The following is a 16,488-nucleotide window of genomic DNA, read 5'->3' on the forward strand; positions in this document are numbered from 1 at the left end:
CGCGGGCGGCGCCCCCCCCCCCCCGGGGGGGGGGGGGGGGGGCGCGCCCCCCCCCCCCCCCCCCCCGACGCTCCTCCCCCTCCCCCACCCCTGCGAGGTGAATCGCATGCAGCGCACCTGCGCCGAGATCGACCGGCTCCTCGGCACCGACCCCCGGTTCGGCTCCGCCGACGCCATCGCGGAGCGCAACACGGCCCGGTTCCGCGTCGGTCTACGGCTCCTCGGCCGCCACCACGCGTCCCAAGCGGCCGTGTTCCGCCGCCTCGAACGCCTCCCGGACGACGCCCTGCGCCGCGTGCTGTACGACCCGGTGCTCCGCAACGCCTTCGAACGGGACCTGAACCTGCTCTCCGTCCGCCCGGAGGACCCCAGCACGCTCGCCCTGATGCTGCGCCAGAGCAGGACGAAGAAGGACGGGTTGGGCCCCTGCGAAGCCCTCATGGACGTCCACCACCAGCCCTGGGCCGACCTCGGGCCCGCCTGGACGTGGACCTCCACCATGCCCGAGGACGTCCACCCGCTCCTGACCGCGCTCGGTCGACGGCGCGACGACGTCTTCAACGAGATGGGCGCCGACCGCAGGGTGGTACCCGACGCCGAGACCCTGGAGGCCCTGGCCCGGGGCGCCCGCCTGCTGGCCGAGCTGCTCCCGCACAGCGGCGCCGGCGCCCTGCGCCACGTATCCCTCGTCGGCTTCGCGGAAGGCGAGGACGAGGACGGCAGCGTGCACTCGTTCGCGTGCGGCGACCGGCTGCCGTCGGCGCTGTTCCTCTCCCCCCAGGCGCTGAGCGACCCGTGGAAGGTGGCCGAGCTGCTGTTCCACGAGTCGCTGCACCTCAAGATGTTCGACATCATGCGCACCGGTGCGCTGGTGTCCGACATCGGCCGGATGACCGGTGTGCCGCCCTGGCGGGTGGTCGACTGGAACCTGCGCCGGGTCTACAGCTCCCTGCACGTCTACGGCCACATGGTGCTGTTCTTCGCGGCGGCCGCCGCGGCCCCGGCCGACCTGCGCCGCCGCTACGGCGAACCGCCCGCGGCGGATTCCGTCGGCATGGTCACCCCCGGCAGCGCGGCGTCCGTCGACGGGACGTACTCCTCCAGCGAGGAGCGCACCCGCTATCTGGCCCGCCAGGCGCTGGAGGCCCACGCCGACGCGCTGACGCCCGACGGACGGGCCCTGGTGACCTGGATGCTGGACGCCCTGGAGCCCCTGCTGCCCGGCACGGCCCGGCAGGCGGCCCCCTCCCCCTCGGCTCCCCTCGCGGAGGCGCTCGTGCCGGAGCCCGACTCCCCCGTCGCCGGATACCGCCAGTGCGCCCCCGTCACGGCGCTCCCGCTCCCCGAGCAGGGCATGCTGCTGGCCGCCGCGCCGGGCACCCACCGGATGCACTGGCTCAACTCCCGCGCCTGGCTGGTCTTCTCGCTGTGCGACGGTCGGGACCCGGCCGGGCTGGAGCGGGCGTACCGCGAGGTCGTGCCCGGCGATGCGGCCGGCCTCGCCGCGGCCCTGGCCGCCCTACGGAGGGTCGGCCTCATCGACGCCGTCCCCGGGCCCGAGCGTGGGGCAGCGGTCTCGGAAGGGGCCTTGGCGCAACCCGCCTGAGCCGTCGCGACGGAGCCGGCCGCCGCGCCCGTGCGGCCGGATCCGTCGAAGTCGCGCCCGGGCGGTTCCCGCGCCGCGCCTCACGCCCGGACGACCTCGACGGGGAGTCCCGCGGCGCGTGCGGCGGTGACGGTGGCCGCCGTCCCGCCCGGGCCGCCCGGCAGGCCGTTCCACACCGCGACCAGCAGGTCGGCGCGGCCCAGGAGTACGCGGTTGGCCGCGCTGTAGGCGCGTACGGAGGCCTGCCGGAACGGCATGACCGTCACGCGGGCCGCCGCGTCGCGCAGGCGGTCGAAGTCGGCGGCGTAGTGCGGGGCCACCATCCGCGCGCGGTAGTCGTGCGACGGGAGGACGACCTCCAGCCGTCCCCCGGCCTCCAGGACGAGGTCGGCGAACAGGGCGTCGGCCCCCTGGGCCAGGCAGGAGATCCCGGTCAGCCCGCCCGGGGACGAGCGTGCGAGGACGGCGCGGAGCTCGTCGGCGATCGCGGCCGACCTCGCCGGATCGATGCGCGTGTGCCCGGTGACGGCGACCGTCGCCATGTCCCCTCCCTCCGCCGAGGCGCCCGTACCGGACGGCCGGCCCGCTCGTGCACGGCGAACGATAGTCCGGGCCCCGGACATCGGGAGGACCGGGGCGGTGGGCCCGGTGCGTCGTCGGGGTGGACGGCTGCGCTGCGGAAACGAACGAGAGCCGCCGTGTCCGCCCCCGAGCGTCGTCGCGTTCCGCCCTCGCACCGCGCCTAGGGTGCCACCATGCCGGTCGATCACACCCCCGTCGCGCGGCGGCTCCGGTTCGCCGCCGCGGCCCTCGCCGTCGGCCTGGCCGCAGGGGCGGCGGGCGCCGCACTGGCACTGCTCCTGCACACCGTCCAGCACGCCGCGTACGGCTACAGCCAGGGCTCGTTCCTCGACGGGGTCGAGGCGGCCCCGCCGTCGCGCCGTGTGGTGGCGATGGCCCTCGCCGGAGTGGTCGCCGGGCTGGGGTGGTGGCTGCTGCACCGCTACGGATCGCCCCTGGTCCCCATCGCCCGCGCGCTGCGGATGAAGCGCCCACGGATGCCCTGGGCGACCACCTCCGCGCACGCCGCGCTCCAGGTGGTCACCATCGGACTGGGCTCACCGCTGGGCCGCGAGGTCGCGCCGCGGGAGCTCTCCGCCCTCTTCGCCACCGGGATCACCCGGAGGGTCGGGCTCACTCCCGACCAGAGCCGCACCCTCGTGGCCTGCGCCGCCGGAGGAGGCCTCGCGGCGGTCTACGACGTACCGCTGGGCGGTGCGCTGTTCACGCTGGAGGTGCTGCTCGGCACCTGGGCCCTGCGCTCCGTGGTGCCGGCGGTGCTGATCGCCGCGGTGGCCACCCTGGTGGCCCGGCTGGTGGTGCCGGACGAACCCGCCTACATCCTCCCGGAACTGCCCTTCAGCGGCTCGCTGATCGTGTGGTCGATGGTCGTGGGCCCCGTGGTGGGCACCTGCGCGTACGGCTTCGCCCGGCTCACGGCGGCGGCGAGCAGCCGGGCCCCGCGCGGCAACGCCCTGCTGGTGACCGCCCCCCTCGCGTTCGTGTGCGTCGGCCTGCTCGCCGTGCCCTTCCCGCAACTGCTGGGCAACGGCAAGGGGCCCGCGGACATCGCCTTCACCGCGCACCCCTCGCTCGCACTGGCCGCCGTCCTCCTGCTGCTCCGGACGGCGGTGGTCGCGCTGTGCCTGCGGGCCGGTGCGTACGGAGGGCTGCTGACCCCCTCGTTCGCCAACGGAGCCCTGCTCGGCATCGTCGCCGGCACGCTCTGGGAGTCGGTGTGGCCGGGTGCGGTGCCGGGGTCGTACGCGGTCGTGGCCGCCGGAGCGTTCCTGGCCGTCGCCCAGCGGATGCCCGTGACGGCCTCCGTGCTCGCCCTGGAGTTCACCGGCCTCCAGCAGGAGGTGGTCATCCCGCTCCTGATCGCGGTCGCCGGCGCGACGGCGACGGCCGCACTCCTGCGCGACCTCGTCGAGCGCGCTGCCGGGACCGGGCGCGGAGGCGATCGGTAGCCGCCGGTCCGGCGGGTGGCGCACGGGCGGGCAAGGCCCGTGGGGAGGCCGCCGGTGGTGGCACCGGATATGCCGCCGGCGACAGCGCCGCGGTTGCGGGGCTGTCGCCGGTGGGGCGTCAGCGTTCGGCGCCGGCGGGGGTGGTGGCCCCGACGGGGGTGGGTGCGTTGGGGCGGTTGGACTGGCAGCGCTGCTTCTCCGACTCGGTCAGGGGGCCGGTGCGCTGGTAGATGCGGTCGGAGAGGGTCGTGGAGGGGTGGTCGACGACGGTGTGCAGACGCCAGTCGTAGTTGGGGTCGGTGGCCTTGGTGGTCGCGTGGAACCATCCCTCGGTGCGTCGGCGCGAGCCTTGCGTCTCGATCCAGGAGGCTTCGGCCGGCTGGACGATCTCGTTGACGTTGTGGGTCTGCGTCGTGTTCCAGGCGGGGCTCAGGCCCGTGCCCTGGGTGTACTGCTGGGCCATGTTGGTCGGGGTTGCGGTGCCGCTGCCGGGCAGGCCGGCGGCTGCGGGGAGGTCACCGTAGGAGCGGTTGGCGGTGGAGACCGGGCGGGTGCGGTTCAGGGTGTTGCGGGTGCAGTTGAGGTAGGTCTCCGCGGCGACGCGGGCGGGGGCGTAGTAGCTGAACGAATAGTCGTCCTCGGCGGTGAAGGTGCAGCGGTTCACGGCGCCGTTGCAGTAGGCGACGGCGTCCGACACGGCGCGGCGGTCGTTGCCGTAGAACGCCTCGGAGGCGGGCAGGGCTCCGGCGGGGATGGTCTTGTCGACCGGCGGGGGTTCCTGGGTGACGCGGACGTTGGTGACGAGGGGTCCGCAGGCTCCGGAGGCGTTCTGGGCGGCGGGGACGGTGGAGACGAAGGTGAGCAGCGGCTCGTTGGCTCCGGCGGTGAAGGCGAGGGTGACGCCGGTGCGCCAGGCCGGCTTCCAGTAGGTGCCGTTCTTCTCGGTGGTGGGCTGGGTCGTCCGGTCGGTCAGGGGCCCGCCCTCGCCCTGGACGGTGTAGGTCTGGCCGTTCTCGAGTGCGGCGGCGGTGCACGAGTTGGAGACGCTCGGGCTCTCGTCGTAGGTGACGGTGACCTTCGCTCCGGCGCGCACTCCGCGCAACCGTTGCTTGAGGCCCCAGGAGGCCTCGTTGGGGAGGCGGAGCATCGCGGCGACCAGGCCGTCGGGGTGGCCGCCGGTGGCCGCGTCCCAGCGCCAGACGCCGCCCGCCGTGCCGGTCCCCGAGGTGGAGCCGACGGACCACGCGTGGGGGTTGGTGCCGGTGTTGACGCCGGTGAAGGCCGGTTGGGCGAAGTCGCCGTTGAGGACGGTGACCGGTACGGGGGCGGCTGCCCGGGTGGGCGATACGGATACGGAGGCCTCGGCGGTCGTGCCGGCGAGCAGGCCGAGACACAGGCTCAGGCCGACGACCGGTGCGGTACGGGTCAGCGGGCGGGCGGGGCCGCCGGGGCGGGGGCGGGGTGCCATGGGGTTCTCCACAACGTTCGGCGGGTGGTCAGGACGTGCCGGGGGTGAGCACGTCGCGGTCCTTGAACCGGGAGCCCTCGGGCAGGTTCGCGGGAGTCAGGCCACGGGGCGGGGGCGGAGTGGTGGGCGTGCCGGTGTCCTCGGTTCCGGTCTTGCCCTCCGGGCGCAGGCGGTCGCAGGTGTTGCCGGGGACGGTGAAGGTGTCCGCGACGAAGGTGCTGGTGTTGACGGTGGAGGGGCCGTCGACGACGACCTTGCGGATGCCGAGGCCGCTGCCCGTGGTGATCTCCCCGGCGATGCGCTGCATGGCGGAGCTGGCGCCGAAGACGAGGGCGTCGCCGGGGCGGACGGTGGTGTTGTAGGTGGTCTTCTCGATCTGTTCGGTGGTCCAGCTGCGCTGGTAGGCGAGTTTGAAGGCGCCCTCGAAGGCCCCCTTGACGCCCAGGGATCCGGCGATCTTGCCGCTGCCCGAGGCTCCGGCCTCGGCGCCGACGGTGGCGGTCGGTCCCTTCGACTTGTCCGGGGTGGAGAACTCCCCCTTGGCCTTCGCGTCGACGCCGGCGGTGACCTCGCCGGAGGTGCTGATGGTGCCCTCGATGGCGATCTTGCCGGTGATCTCACCGCCGAGGTTGTCGGTGCTCGACGTGCGCAGGGTGATCTCCCGGGCGACCGTGATGGCGTCCTTGGTGCAGTTCACGACGGCGTTGCCCAGGGACTTGACGGCGCTGTAGTACTCGCCGGACGTGGCGCGGTTGATCTCGAACCGGCAGGCGCCGGGGTGGGAGGCGCAGTACTCGGTGACCTTCCGCGTCGAGGCGAGCTCGGTCTGGCCCTCGTAGGCGACCGGGGTCGGGACCTCGGGCGGCGCGGCGGCGTGGGAGGACCCGGTGGTGCAGGTCAGTACGAGCAGGGCCGCTGTGGCGGCGAGGGCCGCGCGCCGACCCGGGAGGTGCGCGATGGTCTTCACCGGTTCATCTCCCCGCACAGCGACGTCATTTCGGAGGATCGCGACAGTCCGGCCGGCAGGTCGGCGCCGAAGGAGGCGCAGGTGCCTGACAGGGCGGACGCGGCGTTGCCGGACGGTTCGGGCTTCATCGTGGAGAGTTCGCCGCGGGCCTGGGCCATGTCGGTCTCCTGGGCGGCGCCGCCGCCGATCAGGTCGGTCATGCAGGACTTGGACTCGGCCGTGCACTTCTGGGCCGCCTGCTTCGCGGCGCCGATGTCCTGCTTGGCGGCGGCGGTGTCCTGCTTGGCGGCGTCGCGGTCCTTGTCCACGGCGCCGCGCTCTTCGGGCGAGGCCGAGCAGGGTTTGGCCTCACCGCCGGGGCACGGCTCCTCGTCGTCGAGCGGCGCCGCGAGGTGGGTGAACCGGTGGGTGGGGGCGGACGATCCGGGCGGTGAGGTCGCCGCCGCGGCGGACGAGGGCCCGCAGATCAGGGCGAGCGTCGCGAGGGACAAGGCGAGGGGTACGCGGATGGTACGAGGGATTTGGCGCATGCCGAAGACGCCCCTTCCGGGGTGATGCGACGAACGGGAGTTCGCACCCACGCTGAGGTGCAAACGCAACGTAACAGTGCGCTACAGACCGCGACCAGCTTCGTGATCATGGTTCACCCGAATTGCCCGTAACCCGACAACCAGGCCACTGATCACACGAGTTGGGTACGCGTCACCCGCCTGCGGCAGCCGGCCGCGATCCGCCGTGCGGGTGAATCGGCCTGTCTCGTCGCACTCCCGAACGTTTCTTCTTCCTAAGGATGTTCAACCGTGGCATGCCCCCGAGTACCGGCGGACACCCCCGGAACCCGCCGACGCCCGCCCCCCGGCCCCCTCCCCCGGAAGGAGCAGCCGCCGTGAACACCACGGCGCGGCTCCGTTCCGACCAACACGCCACGAGAAGGCGGGATCCGACCCCGCGGAAGCGGGTTTTGGCCGATCGCTTCCGGATCTGCCAGGGTCGGAGCATGAGCAGACGAGACGACGTATGGGAACTGATCCACCTCATCAACCGGAAGATGGAAACCGCCGCGGCTTCCGGCGACTTGCACACCGTCCTGACGTCGGATGATCTTCCTGAAGTCCGGCGGCTCGACGCGATACTCGTCGAGGGCGACCCGGACGTCGACATCAGCATGACGGCCGTCGCGCAGCACCTGCTGGGAAGGCTGCGCTGGCACCGCTCCCTGCTGGCGCCGGCGGATCAGGGACGCGCCGACCACGACGCCGCGCTCGCATGGTTCGAACTGCCCTTCATCCTGGGGCTGGACGACATCCCGCCCCCCGTGCTCCCCGCCTTGGCGGAACGGGTGGTGCCCGTGGCCGCGTCGTTCCAACAGGGAGCGTCCGCGACCAAGTCCCCCGCCGAGATCGAGAGCGCGCTCGCCCTGTCCCGGCGGATCGTGACCCACCTCGGTCCCGACCACCCGCACCGGCCCGCGATGACCGCCAATCTGGGCCTCATGCTGCTGCTCCGGTTCGAGAACGGCGGCTCGCCGGAGGATCTCGACCAGGCCGTCGAGGTGCTCGAAGCGGCGCTGACCCACGCCGTCGACCAGCGGGAAGCCGTGCTGTCCACCCTCGTGCAGGCACTGCGACACCGGCTGGCGGCCACGGCCGACCCGGCGGATCTGGACCGGGTGATCGCATGCTGCGAGGCCGGGATCGCTGTGGCGTCGGCCGATGACGAGGCCGCGGTCAAGTGGCTGAGCGGTCTGGGAGACAGCCTCCTGAACCGATTCGAACGCACCGGGGCCGGGGCCGACCTGGACCGCGCGATCGACCTCATGCGGACCGTCGACGCGGGCCGTACGCGCCTCCTCGACCCGGTCGCGGTGAAGTACGACCTCGCCTACGCCCTGTCGCGCCGCTTCGACCGCACGCGGTCGACGGCGGATCTCGCCGAAGCGATCGACGTCGCCGGGGCCGCCATCGAGGCCGCCGACGGTGACCACGCCTTCCGCGCCCCGACGCAGAGCCTGCTGGACGCCATGCTGAGGGCGGACGCCGCACTCCGCGCCGGCTCCTGACCCACGGCACCACCACCGTGTGAGGGGGCCCCGCGCGGCGGGACCCCCTCGGCAACGGCGTCAGACCAGGGTGTAGCCGCCGCTGCGCAGCGTGGACCCCACGTTGCTGCAGTAGGCGTAGGACCAGGTCCCGCCCGAGCGCACGGGTCCGTTGACGATCTTGTTGTTCTGGCAGACGGCCCAGGCGTAGTAGCCGCGGGTGCCGTCACAGGAAGCCCCGTAGCTCACGTAGTTGCTGTAGGTGGAGCAGGCCGTGGGACCCGACGGTGCCGCGGAGGCCGGGGCGGCCACCACGACCGGAACGCTGGACAGACAGGCGACGGCGATCGCCGTCGCGGCGGACTTCAGGCGCATGATCCCCCCTGGGGAAACGGTCGGACGTACGTCTGTGCCGTGCACGCGGTCGCGTGCGAGCCCATTCATCCGCAACCGCCCCCATCACGACCAGGCCGGTTCAGGACAAGCCCGTCTCTCGTCGATGTCGAACGCCCGTGGTCGGCGGGGCACGGTCACGGTGAACGGCGGAGGAAGCCGCGACCCACCGCACGGGGCACCACGGGGCGTCGATCGGGGCGCAGGTGCGCGTGTCCTGGGCGCCGGTGAACACCCTTCGCCACGGCCCGCGCTCCGGACGACGGCCCGGACGACGGCCACGTCGGCTGCTCCGCCGGTGCATCGGGGACGGAGGCGACACCTGGGCATGGCCGATCGTCACCCCTCCAGGTCCCCTCGGCCTACGGGAAGACGTCGAGGGCAACCCGGGAGCCCCGGACCGTGTGGTCCGGGGCTCCCCTCGTTCCTCGGCACCGACGTCGACGAGGGTCAGCAGGTGATGGTGCCCCTGCGCAGGGCGTGGCCGCCGTCGTTGCTGTCGTCGGACCAGTAGACGGGCTTGGAGCCGGCCACGCACTCGTCGGAGCCGGCGAGGGAGAAGCCCTCGTTGTTGTGGTTGGGCATGCCGGTGGGGCGGTCGTAGACGGCGGTCGTGGTGAACGAACCGGTGGCGTCGATCTTCAGGGTGCGGTGTCGGCCGTCGCAGGTGTCGTCGCAGACCGCCCACAGGCGCGCGGCCTGCGGCTCCCACTGCAGTTCCATCACGCCGGTCATGCCGCTGCTGAAGGAGGCGACGCGGGTGTGGCCGCCGGAGTCGGCGAGGACGTAGCCGTGGACCATGCCGGTGCCCTCGACGCCGACGAAGAACACGCCGCCGCTGTGGGCGCCGTAGCGGGCCGGGTCATAGGCCGCCCCGGTGGAGGCGTCCCCCAGGCCCGCGCCGGTGAGGTAGCTGTCGGGAACCCAGGTGATCCCCTCCAGGCCCAGGTTGGAGCCTGTCGCGGGCAGGTCGGAGGTGAGGTTCCATTCCTTGGAGGCGGTCAGCGACGATCCGGACGCGGTGATGTCGTACTTGAGCACCGACAGGCGGCTGGTGCCGGAGGCGCTGCCGTCGCGTTCACTGGCGACGAACGCCCCGCCGGCCGAGCCGGATCCGGCCAGGGTGACGCCCTCGCTGTCGGGGCTGCCGGAGCCGCCGGTGAAGCGCAGGGTCTTGCCGGAGGACCATCCGTTGCCCGTGTCCGGCTTCCAACCGGCGGAGCCGTCACGCACCAGGCGCCACAGCTTGCCGTTGTTCTGCGCGCCCCACAGTACGTCGCCCTCCTGGTAGAGGCCGCTCAGGTCCTGGCCGAACACGTTGGAGGCGTCCGCGGTCGCCACGCCGCTCGCGCCCGGCCACGCCACCGGGTCGGTGGACCCCCCACCGCCGGGGGTGCCGCAGCTGTTCGGGGCACCCAGGGTCACGGTCGTCGCCTGCCTGAAGGTTCCGGTGCCGTCCGGGCAGCGCGACCAGGACGGCTCGGAGTGCTCGGTCCAGGAGAAACCGTCGACCAGCGTCTTGCCGTCGGCGAGGTAGAGACGGGCCTGGTCGTCGGAGCCCAGGCCGAACTTGCCGCTGACGTCGAACGACCGGTAGCCGCCCGCTGCCAGAGTGGTTCCGGCGGCGATCTTGAAGGTGTGGTTCTTGTCGTTGTCCCTGAGGATCCAGCCCGAGACGTCGATCGCGGCGGTGCCCTTGTTGAACAGCTCGATGGAGTCGTTGACGCCGCCGGTGGTCACCACCTCGTTGACGCGGATGTCGTCGGCGACGGCGGCGTGTGCCGCGGGCGCGCCGCTCAGCGCGCCCACGGCGAACAGCGGGCCGGCGACGAGGAAACGGGCAAGAGCGCGACGCCCACGACGGGCGATCGATCGGTTCACGGAAATTCCGTCCTGACATGGTCACGGGAGGGACGGCCCGATGTTCCCGACCCGGACCCAACAGTCCGCCTCCATCAGGAGGACAGCCCGTAAACGGCAGACGCACGGCCCCGGCGGGAAGGGTCGGGAGGCTCTCCGCTCTCCCGAGCACCGCCTCGCCCCGCCCCGCCCGGATGCTCACCTCGCCTGCCGGACGCGCGAGCTTCCCTTCAGCCGTCGATGACGGCGGTGGCTTCCACCTCGACGAGGTGCTCGGGGACGTCCAGGGCCGCGACACCCAGCAGCGTGGCCGGCGGGACCGGTACGGTGCCCAGCCTCGCGGCCGCCCGGGCGATTCCCTCCATCAGCAGCGGCATCTTGTCAGGGGTCCAGTCGACGACGTGGACGTTCAGTTTCGCCACGTCCTCGAAGGCGGCGCCTGCGGCGGCGAGGGCGGTGGCGACGTTCAGGTAGCACTGCTCGACCTGAGCGGCGAGGTCGCCCTCGCCGACGGTGACACCGTCGACGTCCCACGCGACCTGCCCGGCGACGAACACCAGCTTCGACCCGCTCGCGATCGACACCTGCCGGTAGGCGTCGATCCGCGGCAGTCCGTTGGGGTCCAGCAGGGTGATGGCCATGACGCGTCTCCCTTCGCCGTGCGATCCCGTGCGTCGAGCACGGGCCGCACGCGGTCTCTTGTGGTTACTCGGGAACCGTAGGAGAGTGATCGCCGACATGGAAGAACGCACTTTTCGGTAACGGGGGAACCTGATGGTGACCAAGCAGTACACGGGCTCGCCCGACGAAGCGGACGTGCGACGCGCGGACTCCCTCGGGCGGGAGATCTTCTCGGACATCGCCAACAAGTGGGCGCTGCTGATCATCGAAGCCCTGGCGGACCGCACCCTGCGCTTCGGCGAACTGCGGGACCAGGTCGAGGGCATCAGCCACAAGATGCTCACCCAGAACCTGCGCATGCTGGAGCGCTACGGCCTGGTCCAGCGGACGGTGCACCCGGTCGTGCCGCCGCGCGTCGAGTACACCCTCACCGACCCGGGCCGGGCCCTGCGGGTGACGATCGACGGGTTGTGCGACTGGACCCACCGTCACATCGGACACATCGAGGCCTCCCGCCGGCGCTTCGACGCCTGAGGGAGGGAGCGTTCAGTGGTGGAAGAGCCGGAGTCCGGTGCGCGGGACGCGACTGGTCACCCGGCCGTGGCCAGGCGGCGGCGGAGCTCGTCTTCCGGAACGTCTTCCACGTGGGTCAGAAACACCCAGATGTGACCCGACGGGTCCCTGAGGATGACGGTGCGGTCACCGTGGAACATGTCTTTCGGCGGCTGGAGGATCTCCGCGCCGGCCCCCTCCGCGCGCTCGGCCATGGCGAACCTCCTGGGAACGGCACCGCGGGTCGGTTCCCGCGGCTCTGCGACGAACCTAGAAGCTCAAGTTTGATTGAGGTCAAGCGGCCACGGCCGCCTGGTGTGGGTACGTCCGCGATCTCGGTAGCTCGCCCGGAAGTCTCCGCCGGACGGGCGGTGGTCGGGCCGCGCGGGGTGTCGCATCCGGGTCCGGGCCGTTCGCGGAAGACAGTGGACGAGCGGCCCGGCCGCAACGAAGCGGCACGCGAGGAGAGGTGTGGTCGTATGGCGTCCCCCGGTCTGGACATCACGGACGTGCTGGTCGTCGGGGCCGGAGTCGCCGGGCTGGCGTGCGCCCGGGACCTGGCCGCGGCCGGGGTCGGGGTACGGGTGGTGGAGGCGAGCGACGCCGTCGGGGGCCGCATCCGTTCGGACCGCGTCGAGGGGTTCGTCGTGGACCGCGGTTTCCAGGTGTTCAACACCGCCTACCCCCAGGTCCGGCGCAGGCTCGACCTGAAGGGACTGCGGCTGCGCCCCTTCACTCCGGGCTTCTCCGTCCACACACCGGCCGGCAGGCTCGGCTTCACCGACCCCACCCGGCGCCCGGGCGCACTGCCCGAGCTGCTGTCGGGTCGCCTGGCCGGACCACGGGACCTGGCGGCGCTCGCCCTGCTGTCTGCCCGCGACATGCTGTTGCCGCCCGGCCGGCGCAAGCGACGCCCGGACACCACCGTCCGCGCCGCGCTCGCAGGGGCCGGGGTCTCCGAGGAGTTCGTCGAGAGGTTCTTCCGACCCTTCGTCGCGGGGGTCTTCCTGGAGGACCAACTGGAAACGTCCGCCCGGGTGTTCCACCTGGTGTGGCGGAGCATGCTGCGCGGAACCATCTGCCTGCCCACCGAGGGCATCGGGGCGGTCCCGCGCTCCCTCGCGGCCGGTCTGCCGGAAGGCACCGTACGGCTGGAGACCCCGGCGGGGAGCCTCACGGACGACGGGGTGCTGACCGCCGCGGGAGAGGAGCTCCCCGCCCGCGCCGTCGTGGTCGCCACCGACCCGCAGACCGCGGCGGCCCTGCTGCCCGAGGTCGCCCTGCCGGACTACCGGACCGTGACGACCTACTACCACGTCGCCCCGCGCTCCCCCATGGGCGAGCCCACCCTGCTCGTGGACACCAACCGTCGCTTCCTCAACACCTGCGTCCTCACCGACGTCGTGCCCTCCTACGGCCCGCCCGGGCACTCCCTCGTCGCCACATCGGTCCTCGGCCGGGACGTCCTCGGCCGGGACGGGCGGGACCGCGAGCGCGCACTCCGGGCCGCGCTGGCGGAGGCGTACGGCACCGACACGGGCGGCTGGGACCTCCTGACCGTCCGCACCATCGAGGGCGCGCTGCCCGCCATGCCGCCCCCGCACCCGCTGAGCCGCACCTCGCGGGTGACGCCGGGCCGGTACGTGTGCGGCGACCACCGTGCGACCGGTTCCGTACAGGGTGCGCTCGCCTCGGGCGCGCGGGCCGCCCGCGAAGTCCTGCGCGACCTCGGTCGCTGATCGGCGCCCCGGTGTTGCCGTATCGGCAACAACCTTTGCCACCTCGCGCAAGGTCGCCGCACCCTGACTTCGGCATGACCGCCGAACACGAGAGGGGTTGCACGATGACCATCCGCGAAGGTGACCGCACCCTGCCGAACAACCGTGTGCACCACGTTCGATCGGGCGAGTTGGACGGACACGCCGCGATCAGCGGCGGCACGGTCGGTTCGAAGAGGCTCTGGATGGGGCTGGTGGAGAACGCACCGTCGAGCGCGACGGACAACCACCACCACGGCGATTCGGAGGCGGGGATCTACGTCGTCAGCGGCCACCCCGTGTTCGTCTTCCACGACGGCACCGGTGAGGTACGGCTGACGGCCGGACCCGGGGACTTCCTCCTCGTCCCCCCGAACGTCCCCCACCGGGAGGAGAACCCGGACCCGAACGAGCCCGTGGTCGTCGTCATCGCGCGGACCACGCAGGAACCCATCAAGGTCTCCGTGCCCGAGCTGTACCGACTGGACGACGAGGCGGACACCCTCTAGAGGAGGGAACCGGAAGGACTCCGCCCGCCCACGGGGTGGGGACGCGGCTGGAGGCGATTGGTGACGGGTTCTCCCGCTCCCGAGGGCGGTGCGGGAGAACCCGTCGGCGGCGCCGTGCGCGCCGCGTCATCTCACGCGCCGTGGCCGGAATGCCCGCCCTGGCCCTTGTGGCCCCCATGGCCTCCGTGACCTCCGTGACCTCCGTGGCCGCCGTGGCCGCCGGATCCGTTCGGGGTGCCCGCCGGAACGCCCTTGGGGAGGATGTCCAGCACGGACATCATCCCCGCGTTCTCGTGGTTCAGGATGTGGCAGTGCAACACCGTCCTGCCCGTGTAGTCGAGGAACCGGGTGCGGACCACGATCGCCCCCCGGACGGGCACGGTCACCGTGTCGTACCAGCCGTGCGCGGGGTCCGTCGGCACTCCGTTGGTGCTCATCAACTGGAACTGGTTGGTGTGGACGTGGAAGGAGTGCTGCTCGTCGGTGTCGTTCCGCACCGTCCATTCCTCGACCGTGTTCAGGTGCGAGGTGAAGTCGATCCGGTCCGGGTCGTACGTCTTGCCGTTGATGAAGAACTCGGTCCCGTCCGCGTTCTCGGTGTAGGTGATCGTCTTGCGTCCGGCGACCTTTGCGTGCGCCAGGTCCTCGTACGGTCCGAACGTGGACGGGATCGCGGCGCGCTCCACCGGCTTCCCCCCGGTCACCACGGTGGCGAGGTTGGCCTGCGGGAACTGGTTGCCCGCCGACCCCGTGTTGTACGGCAGCGTCTCCAACTGCGCGGTGCCGGGGCGTTCGGGGGCCTGCACGAGGACGTCGTAGCGGGCTCCGGCGGCCAGGACGAGGCTGTCCGCCGCGTAGACGCGGTGCACGGGATGGCCGTCTTGGGCGATCACGTGGAACCTGAAGCCGGCGAGGTGGAGCTTGTAGTAGATGTTGGCGCCGATGTTGGCCAGCCGCCACAGCTGCGTCTCGCCCGGGCGGATCGGGATGACGGGGTTCTGCTGCCCGTTGACGGTCCGGTTGGTGGGTGCCCCCATGCTCAGCGGGGAGGTCTTGATGGCGTCGCCGTCGACCTGATCGTCCTTCAGGGCGATGGTGTGCTCGGTGATGTGCCTCAGGTCCGGCGGCAGGTACCGCTTGAGGTCGTCGACGATGAGGACGCCCGACTCGCCTCCCGCGACCTGCGCGGCCGAGAAGCCGTGGGCGTGGGAGTGGTACCAGTACGTGCCCGGCGCCAGGCTCTTGGGCAGCGTGTACGTGTAGTCGTACGTCTCCCCGTACTTGATGGCGATGAAGATGTCGTCGGCCGGCGGGCGGGGCGACACGTGGATGCCGTGCAGGTGGAGGTTGGTGTCCTGGTCCACTTTGTTGGTCATCTTGAGCCGGACGACGTCGCCCGGACGCACGCGGAGCGTGGGTGGCATGTACCGGCCGTTGTAGGTGAGCGCGTACAGCATCTGGTTGCCGACGAGGACCTTCTTGCGCTCCACCGTGATCGACGCCCGCAGGACGCCGTTGTGGCTCTTGTACTCGGGGGGATCCTCCAGGCGCGGGCCGAGGGGGGAGGACGGATCGAGGTCCGCCCGCACTCCGGCGTCGACGAACGACGCGCCGGCGGGGTGGGCCTGGGCCGCCGTGAAGGCGGCGGCGAGGGCGACCGTACCCCAGAGCACTTTCAGTCGAGGCCGCATGACGGTGACTCCTCAGCAGATCGGATCCGTGTTCCAGGCCTCTGATATCACTTCACTCATGACGAAATCCCATCAGATACGCCCATGAGTCGTGATTTCGCCCGCCCGGACGCGCCGCACCGGCCTGCGGACGACAGCGCGCCGGAGGCCGTGTCCCGTGTGGCGACCCGAGCCCGTTCGGGAGCGCCACCCTCTACGAGGCGGTGCACCTCGAACTGGAGAAAGGGGCGAACGGTAGGTTCGTATCCTGGGGCGGGCGACGCGGGTGTGACCGATGCGTCGCTGCCGTCCGCGGCTTCGGGCGTCGCCCGCGCCGCGCTGTACCGGATCGAACAAGGGGGAGTTCAACAGTGATCAGTCTGGCCGCAGTGGGAGGGGTGGCCCTCATCGAGTTGGGCATGGCGCTGACTCCGGGACCGAACATGATCCACCTCACGTCCCGCGCGATCACCCAGGGGCGCAGGGCGGGCCTGGTGAGCCTGAGCGGGACCGCCGTGGGATTCGTGTGCTACCTGCTGGCCGCGGCCGCGGGGATGTCCGCGCTGTTCGCCGCCGTGCCGGCGGCCTTCACGGCGGTCAAGCTCGCCGGGGCGGCCTACCTGGCCTATCTCGCCTGGGGCATGCTCAGGCCCGGTGGGCGCTCACCCTTCGCTCCGGCGCAGGACCTTCCTCGCGTCTCCGACGCGCGCCTGTTCTCGATGGGGCTGCTGACCAACCTGCTCAACCCCAAGATCGCACTCATGTACGCCGCCCTGCTGCCCCAGTTCATGGAGCCGCAGGCGGGCCCGGCGTGGGCACAGCTGCTCCAGCTCGGTGGCGTGCAGATCGTCGTGGGGCTCGCCGTGAACGCCCTGATCATGTTGGGCGCGGCGCGGGTGTCGGGCTATCTGGTGGCCCGCCCCCGTGTGATGACCGCTCAGCGGTTCGCCGCGGGCGGCCTCCTCGGCTTCTTCGCGATCCGCACGGCCCTGTCCCGTACACCCGCCTCGGCCTGAT

The 16,488-nt window shown here is 72.1% G+C and carries 16 protein-coding genes; 7 read left to right on the forward strand and 9 right to left on the reverse strand.

Going from position 1 to position 16,488, the window contains the following annotated elements:
• Window positions 1-106: 106 nt before the first annotated feature.
• Window positions 107-1,606: an HEXXH motif-containing putative peptide modification protein gene (locus AB0D01_RS25755; protein ID WP_363059161.1), complete on the forward strand. Its 1,500-nt coding sequence runs from the start codon at window positions 107-109 to the stop codon at window positions 1,604-1,606.
• Window positions 1,607-1,686: 80 nt separating this feature from the next.
• Here AB0D01_RS25755 and AB0D01_RS25760 read toward each other — a convergent pair whose 3' ends face one another.
• The gene (locus AB0D01_RS25760; RefSeq protein ID WP_363059163.1) at window positions 1,687-2,148 is read right to left on the reverse strand and encodes a hypothetical protein; all 462 of its coding nucleotides are present in this window, start codon (window positions 2,146-2,148) and stop codon (window positions 1,687-1,689) included.
• Window positions 2,149-2,361: 213 nt separating this feature from the next.
• Here AB0D01_RS25760 and AB0D01_RS25765 point away from each other — a divergent pair, with 213 nt between their 5' ends.
• Entirely contained in the window at window positions 2,362-3,636 is a 1,275-nt protein-coding gene (locus AB0D01_RS25765) for a chloride channel protein (protein WP_363059165.1), read from the forward strand.
• 118 nt (window positions 3,637-3,754) lie between these two features.
• Here the strand turns inward: AB0D01_RS25765 and AB0D01_RS25770 are convergent, their stop codons facing one another.
• Genes AB0D01_RS25770 through AB0D01_RS25780 form a run of 3 tightly spaced genes read right to left on the reverse strand, consistent with a single transcriptional unit; the run spans window position 3,755 to window position 6,601 of the window.
• The gene (locus AB0D01_RS25770; protein ID WP_363059167.1) at window positions 3,755-5,104 is read right to left on the reverse strand and encodes a hypothetical protein; all 1,350 of its coding nucleotides are present in this window, start codon (window positions 5,102-5,104) and stop codon (window positions 3,755-3,757) included.
• Between the two features lie 28 nt (window positions 5,105-5,132).
• The gene (locus AB0D01_RS25775; protein WP_363059169.1) at window positions 5,133-6,071 is read right to left on the reverse strand and encodes a hypothetical protein; all 939 of its coding nucleotides are present in this window, start codon (window positions 6,069-6,071) and stop codon (window positions 5,133-5,135) included.
• On the reverse strand, window positions 6,068-6,601 hold the full coding sequence (locus AB0D01_RS25780; protein WP_363059171.1) for a hypothetical protein: 534 nt from the start codon (window positions 6,599-6,601) through the stop codon (window positions 6,068-6,070). The genes AB0D01_RS25775 and AB0D01_RS25780 overlap by 4 nt, the downstream gene beginning before the upstream one ends.
• Before the next feature lie 467 nt (window positions 6,602-7,068).
• Here AB0D01_RS25780 and AB0D01_RS25785 point away from each other — a divergent pair, with 467 nt between their 5' ends.
• The gene (locus tag AB0D01_RS25785) at window positions 7,069-8,130 is read left to right on the forward strand and encodes a hypothetical protein (protein WP_363059173.1); all 1,062 of its coding nucleotides are present in this window, start codon (window positions 7,069-7,071) and stop codon (window positions 8,128-8,130) included.
• Window positions 8,131-8,190: 60 nt separating this feature from the next.
• Here AB0D01_RS25785 and AB0D01_RS25790 read toward each other — a convergent pair whose 3' ends face one another.
• The 3 genes from AB0D01_RS25790 to AB0D01_RS25800 form a co-directional block, all read right to left on the reverse strand.
• Window positions 8,191-8,484, reverse strand: a complete 294-nt coding sequence (locus tag AB0D01_RS25790) for a hypothetical protein (RefSeq protein ID WP_363059175.1) — start codon at window positions 8,482-8,484, stop codon at window positions 8,191-8,193.
• A gap of 468 nt (window positions 8,485-8,952) precedes the next feature.
• Window positions 8,953-10,383 (reverse strand): lamin tail domain-containing protein, encoded by a 1,431-nt coding sequence (locus tag AB0D01_RS25795; protein WP_363059177.1) that lies wholly within the window; start codon window positions 10,381-10,383, stop codon window positions 8,953-8,955.
• A 209-nt stretch (window positions 10,384-10,592) separates the two neighbouring features.
• Window positions 10,593-11,003, reverse strand: a complete 411-nt coding sequence (locus tag AB0D01_RS25800) for a RidA family protein (protein WP_363059179.1) — start codon at window positions 11,001-11,003, stop codon at window positions 10,593-10,595.
• 133 nt (window positions 11,004-11,136) lie between these two features.
• Between AB0D01_RS25800 and AB0D01_RS25805 the strand changes: the two genes are divergently transcribed.
• Window positions 11,137-11,517, forward strand: a complete 381-nt coding sequence (locus AB0D01_RS25805; RefSeq protein ID WP_363059181.1) for a helix-turn-helix domain-containing protein — start codon at window positions 11,137-11,139, stop codon at window positions 11,515-11,517.
• 56 nt (window positions 11,518-11,573) lie between these two features.
• On the opposite strand, the gene AB0D01_RS25810 is transcribed toward AB0D01_RS25805, so the two are convergent.
• Window positions 11,574-11,750, reverse strand: coding sequence for a VOC family protein (locus AB0D01_RS25810; RefSeq protein WP_363059183.1), 177 nt, complete (start codon window positions 11,748-11,750; stop codon window positions 11,574-11,576).
• A gap of 264 nt (window positions 11,751-12,014) precedes the next feature.
• Between AB0D01_RS25810 and AB0D01_RS25815 the strand changes: the two genes are divergently transcribed.
• Window positions 12,015-13,274 carry an NAD(P)/FAD-dependent oxidoreductase gene (locus AB0D01_RS25815; protein ID WP_363059185.1) on the forward strand — a complete coding sequence of 420 codons (1,260 nt, stop codon included), beginning with the start codon at window positions 12,015-12,017 and terminating at the stop codon, window positions 13,272-13,274.
• 104 nt (window positions 13,275-13,378) lie between these two features.
• Complete coding sequence (locus AB0D01_RS25820; RefSeq protein ID WP_363059187.1) at window positions 13,379-13,801, forward strand: cupin domain-containing protein; 423 nt, start codon at window positions 13,379-13,381, stop codon at window positions 13,799-13,801.
• 131 nt (window positions 13,802-13,932) lie between these two features.
• Here the strand turns inward: AB0D01_RS25820 and AB0D01_RS25825 are convergent, their stop codons facing one another.
• Entirely contained in the window at window positions 13,933-15,492 is a 1,560-nt protein-coding gene (locus AB0D01_RS25825) for a multicopper oxidase family protein (RefSeq protein ID WP_363059189.1), read from the reverse strand.
• A 350-nt stretch (window positions 15,493-15,842) separates the two neighbouring features.
• On the opposite strand from AB0D01_RS25825, the gene AB0D01_RS25830 reads away from it, so the two are divergent.
• A complete protein-coding gene (locus AB0D01_RS25830; RefSeq protein ID WP_363059191.1) occupies window positions 15,843-16,487 on the forward strand; it encodes a LysE family translocator in 645 nt (214 codons plus the stop codon).
• Window position 16,488 lies beyond the last annotated feature (1 nt).

This window comes from Streptomyces sp. NPDC048606 (assembly GCF_040650855.1).
Classification (GTDB): domain Bacteria; phylum Actinomycetota; class Actinomycetes; order Streptomycetales; family Streptomycetaceae; genus Streptomyces.

Bases quoted from the DNA above. Each gene is read 5' to 3' on its own strand.
- AB0D01_RS25805 (WP_363059181.1), top strand. From the start codon at position 11,137: ATGGTGACCAAGCAGTACACGGGCTCGCCCGACGAAGCGGACGTGCGA.
- AB0D01_RS25825 (WP_363059189.1), bottom strand. From the start codon at position 15,492: ATGCGGCCTCGACTGAAAGTGCTCTGGGGTACGGTCGCCCTCGCCGCC.
- AB0D01_RS25755 (WP_363059161.1), top strand. From the start codon at position 107: ATGCAGCGCACCTGCGCCGAGATCGACCGGCTCCTCGGCACCGACCCC.
- AB0D01_RS25770 (WP_363059167.1), bottom strand. From the start codon at position 5,104: ATGGCACCCCGCCCCCGCCCCGGCGGCCCCGCCCGCCCGCTGACCCGT.
- AB0D01_RS25765 (WP_363059165.1), top strand. From the start codon at position 2,362: ATGCCGGTCGATCACACCCCCGTCGCGCGGCGGCTCCGGTTCGCCGCC.
- AB0D01_RS25800 (WP_363059179.1), bottom strand. From the start codon at position 11,003: ATGGCCATCACCCTGCTGGACCCCAACGGACTGCCGCGGATCGACGCC.
- AB0D01_RS25815 (WP_363059185.1), top strand. From the start codon at position 12,015: ATGGCGTCCCCCGGTCTGGACATCACGGACGTGCTGGTCGTCGGGGCC.
- AB0D01_RS25760 (WP_363059163.1), bottom strand. From the start codon at position 2,148: ATGGCGACGGTCGCCGTCACCGGGCACACGCGCATCGATCCGGCGAGG.
- AB0D01_RS25780 (WP_363059171.1), bottom strand. From the start codon at position 6,601: ATGCGCCAAATCCCTCGTACCATCCGCGTACCCCTCGCCTTGTCCCTC.
- AB0D01_RS25790 (WP_363059175.1), bottom strand. From the start codon at position 8,484: ATGCGCCTGAAGTCCGCCGCGACGGCGATCGCCGTCGCCTGTCTGTCC.
- AB0D01_RS25810 (WP_363059183.1), bottom strand. From the start codon at position 11,750: ATGGCCGAGCGCGCGGAGGGGGCCGGCGCGGAGATCCTCCAGCCGCCG.
- AB0D01_RS25785 (WP_363059173.1), top strand. From the start codon at position 7,069: ATGAGCAGACGAGACGACGTATGGGAACTGATCCACCTCATCAACCGG.
- AB0D01_RS25820 (WP_363059187.1), top strand. From the start codon at position 13,379: ATGACCATCCGCGAAGGTGACCGCACCCTGCCGAACAACCGTGTGCAC.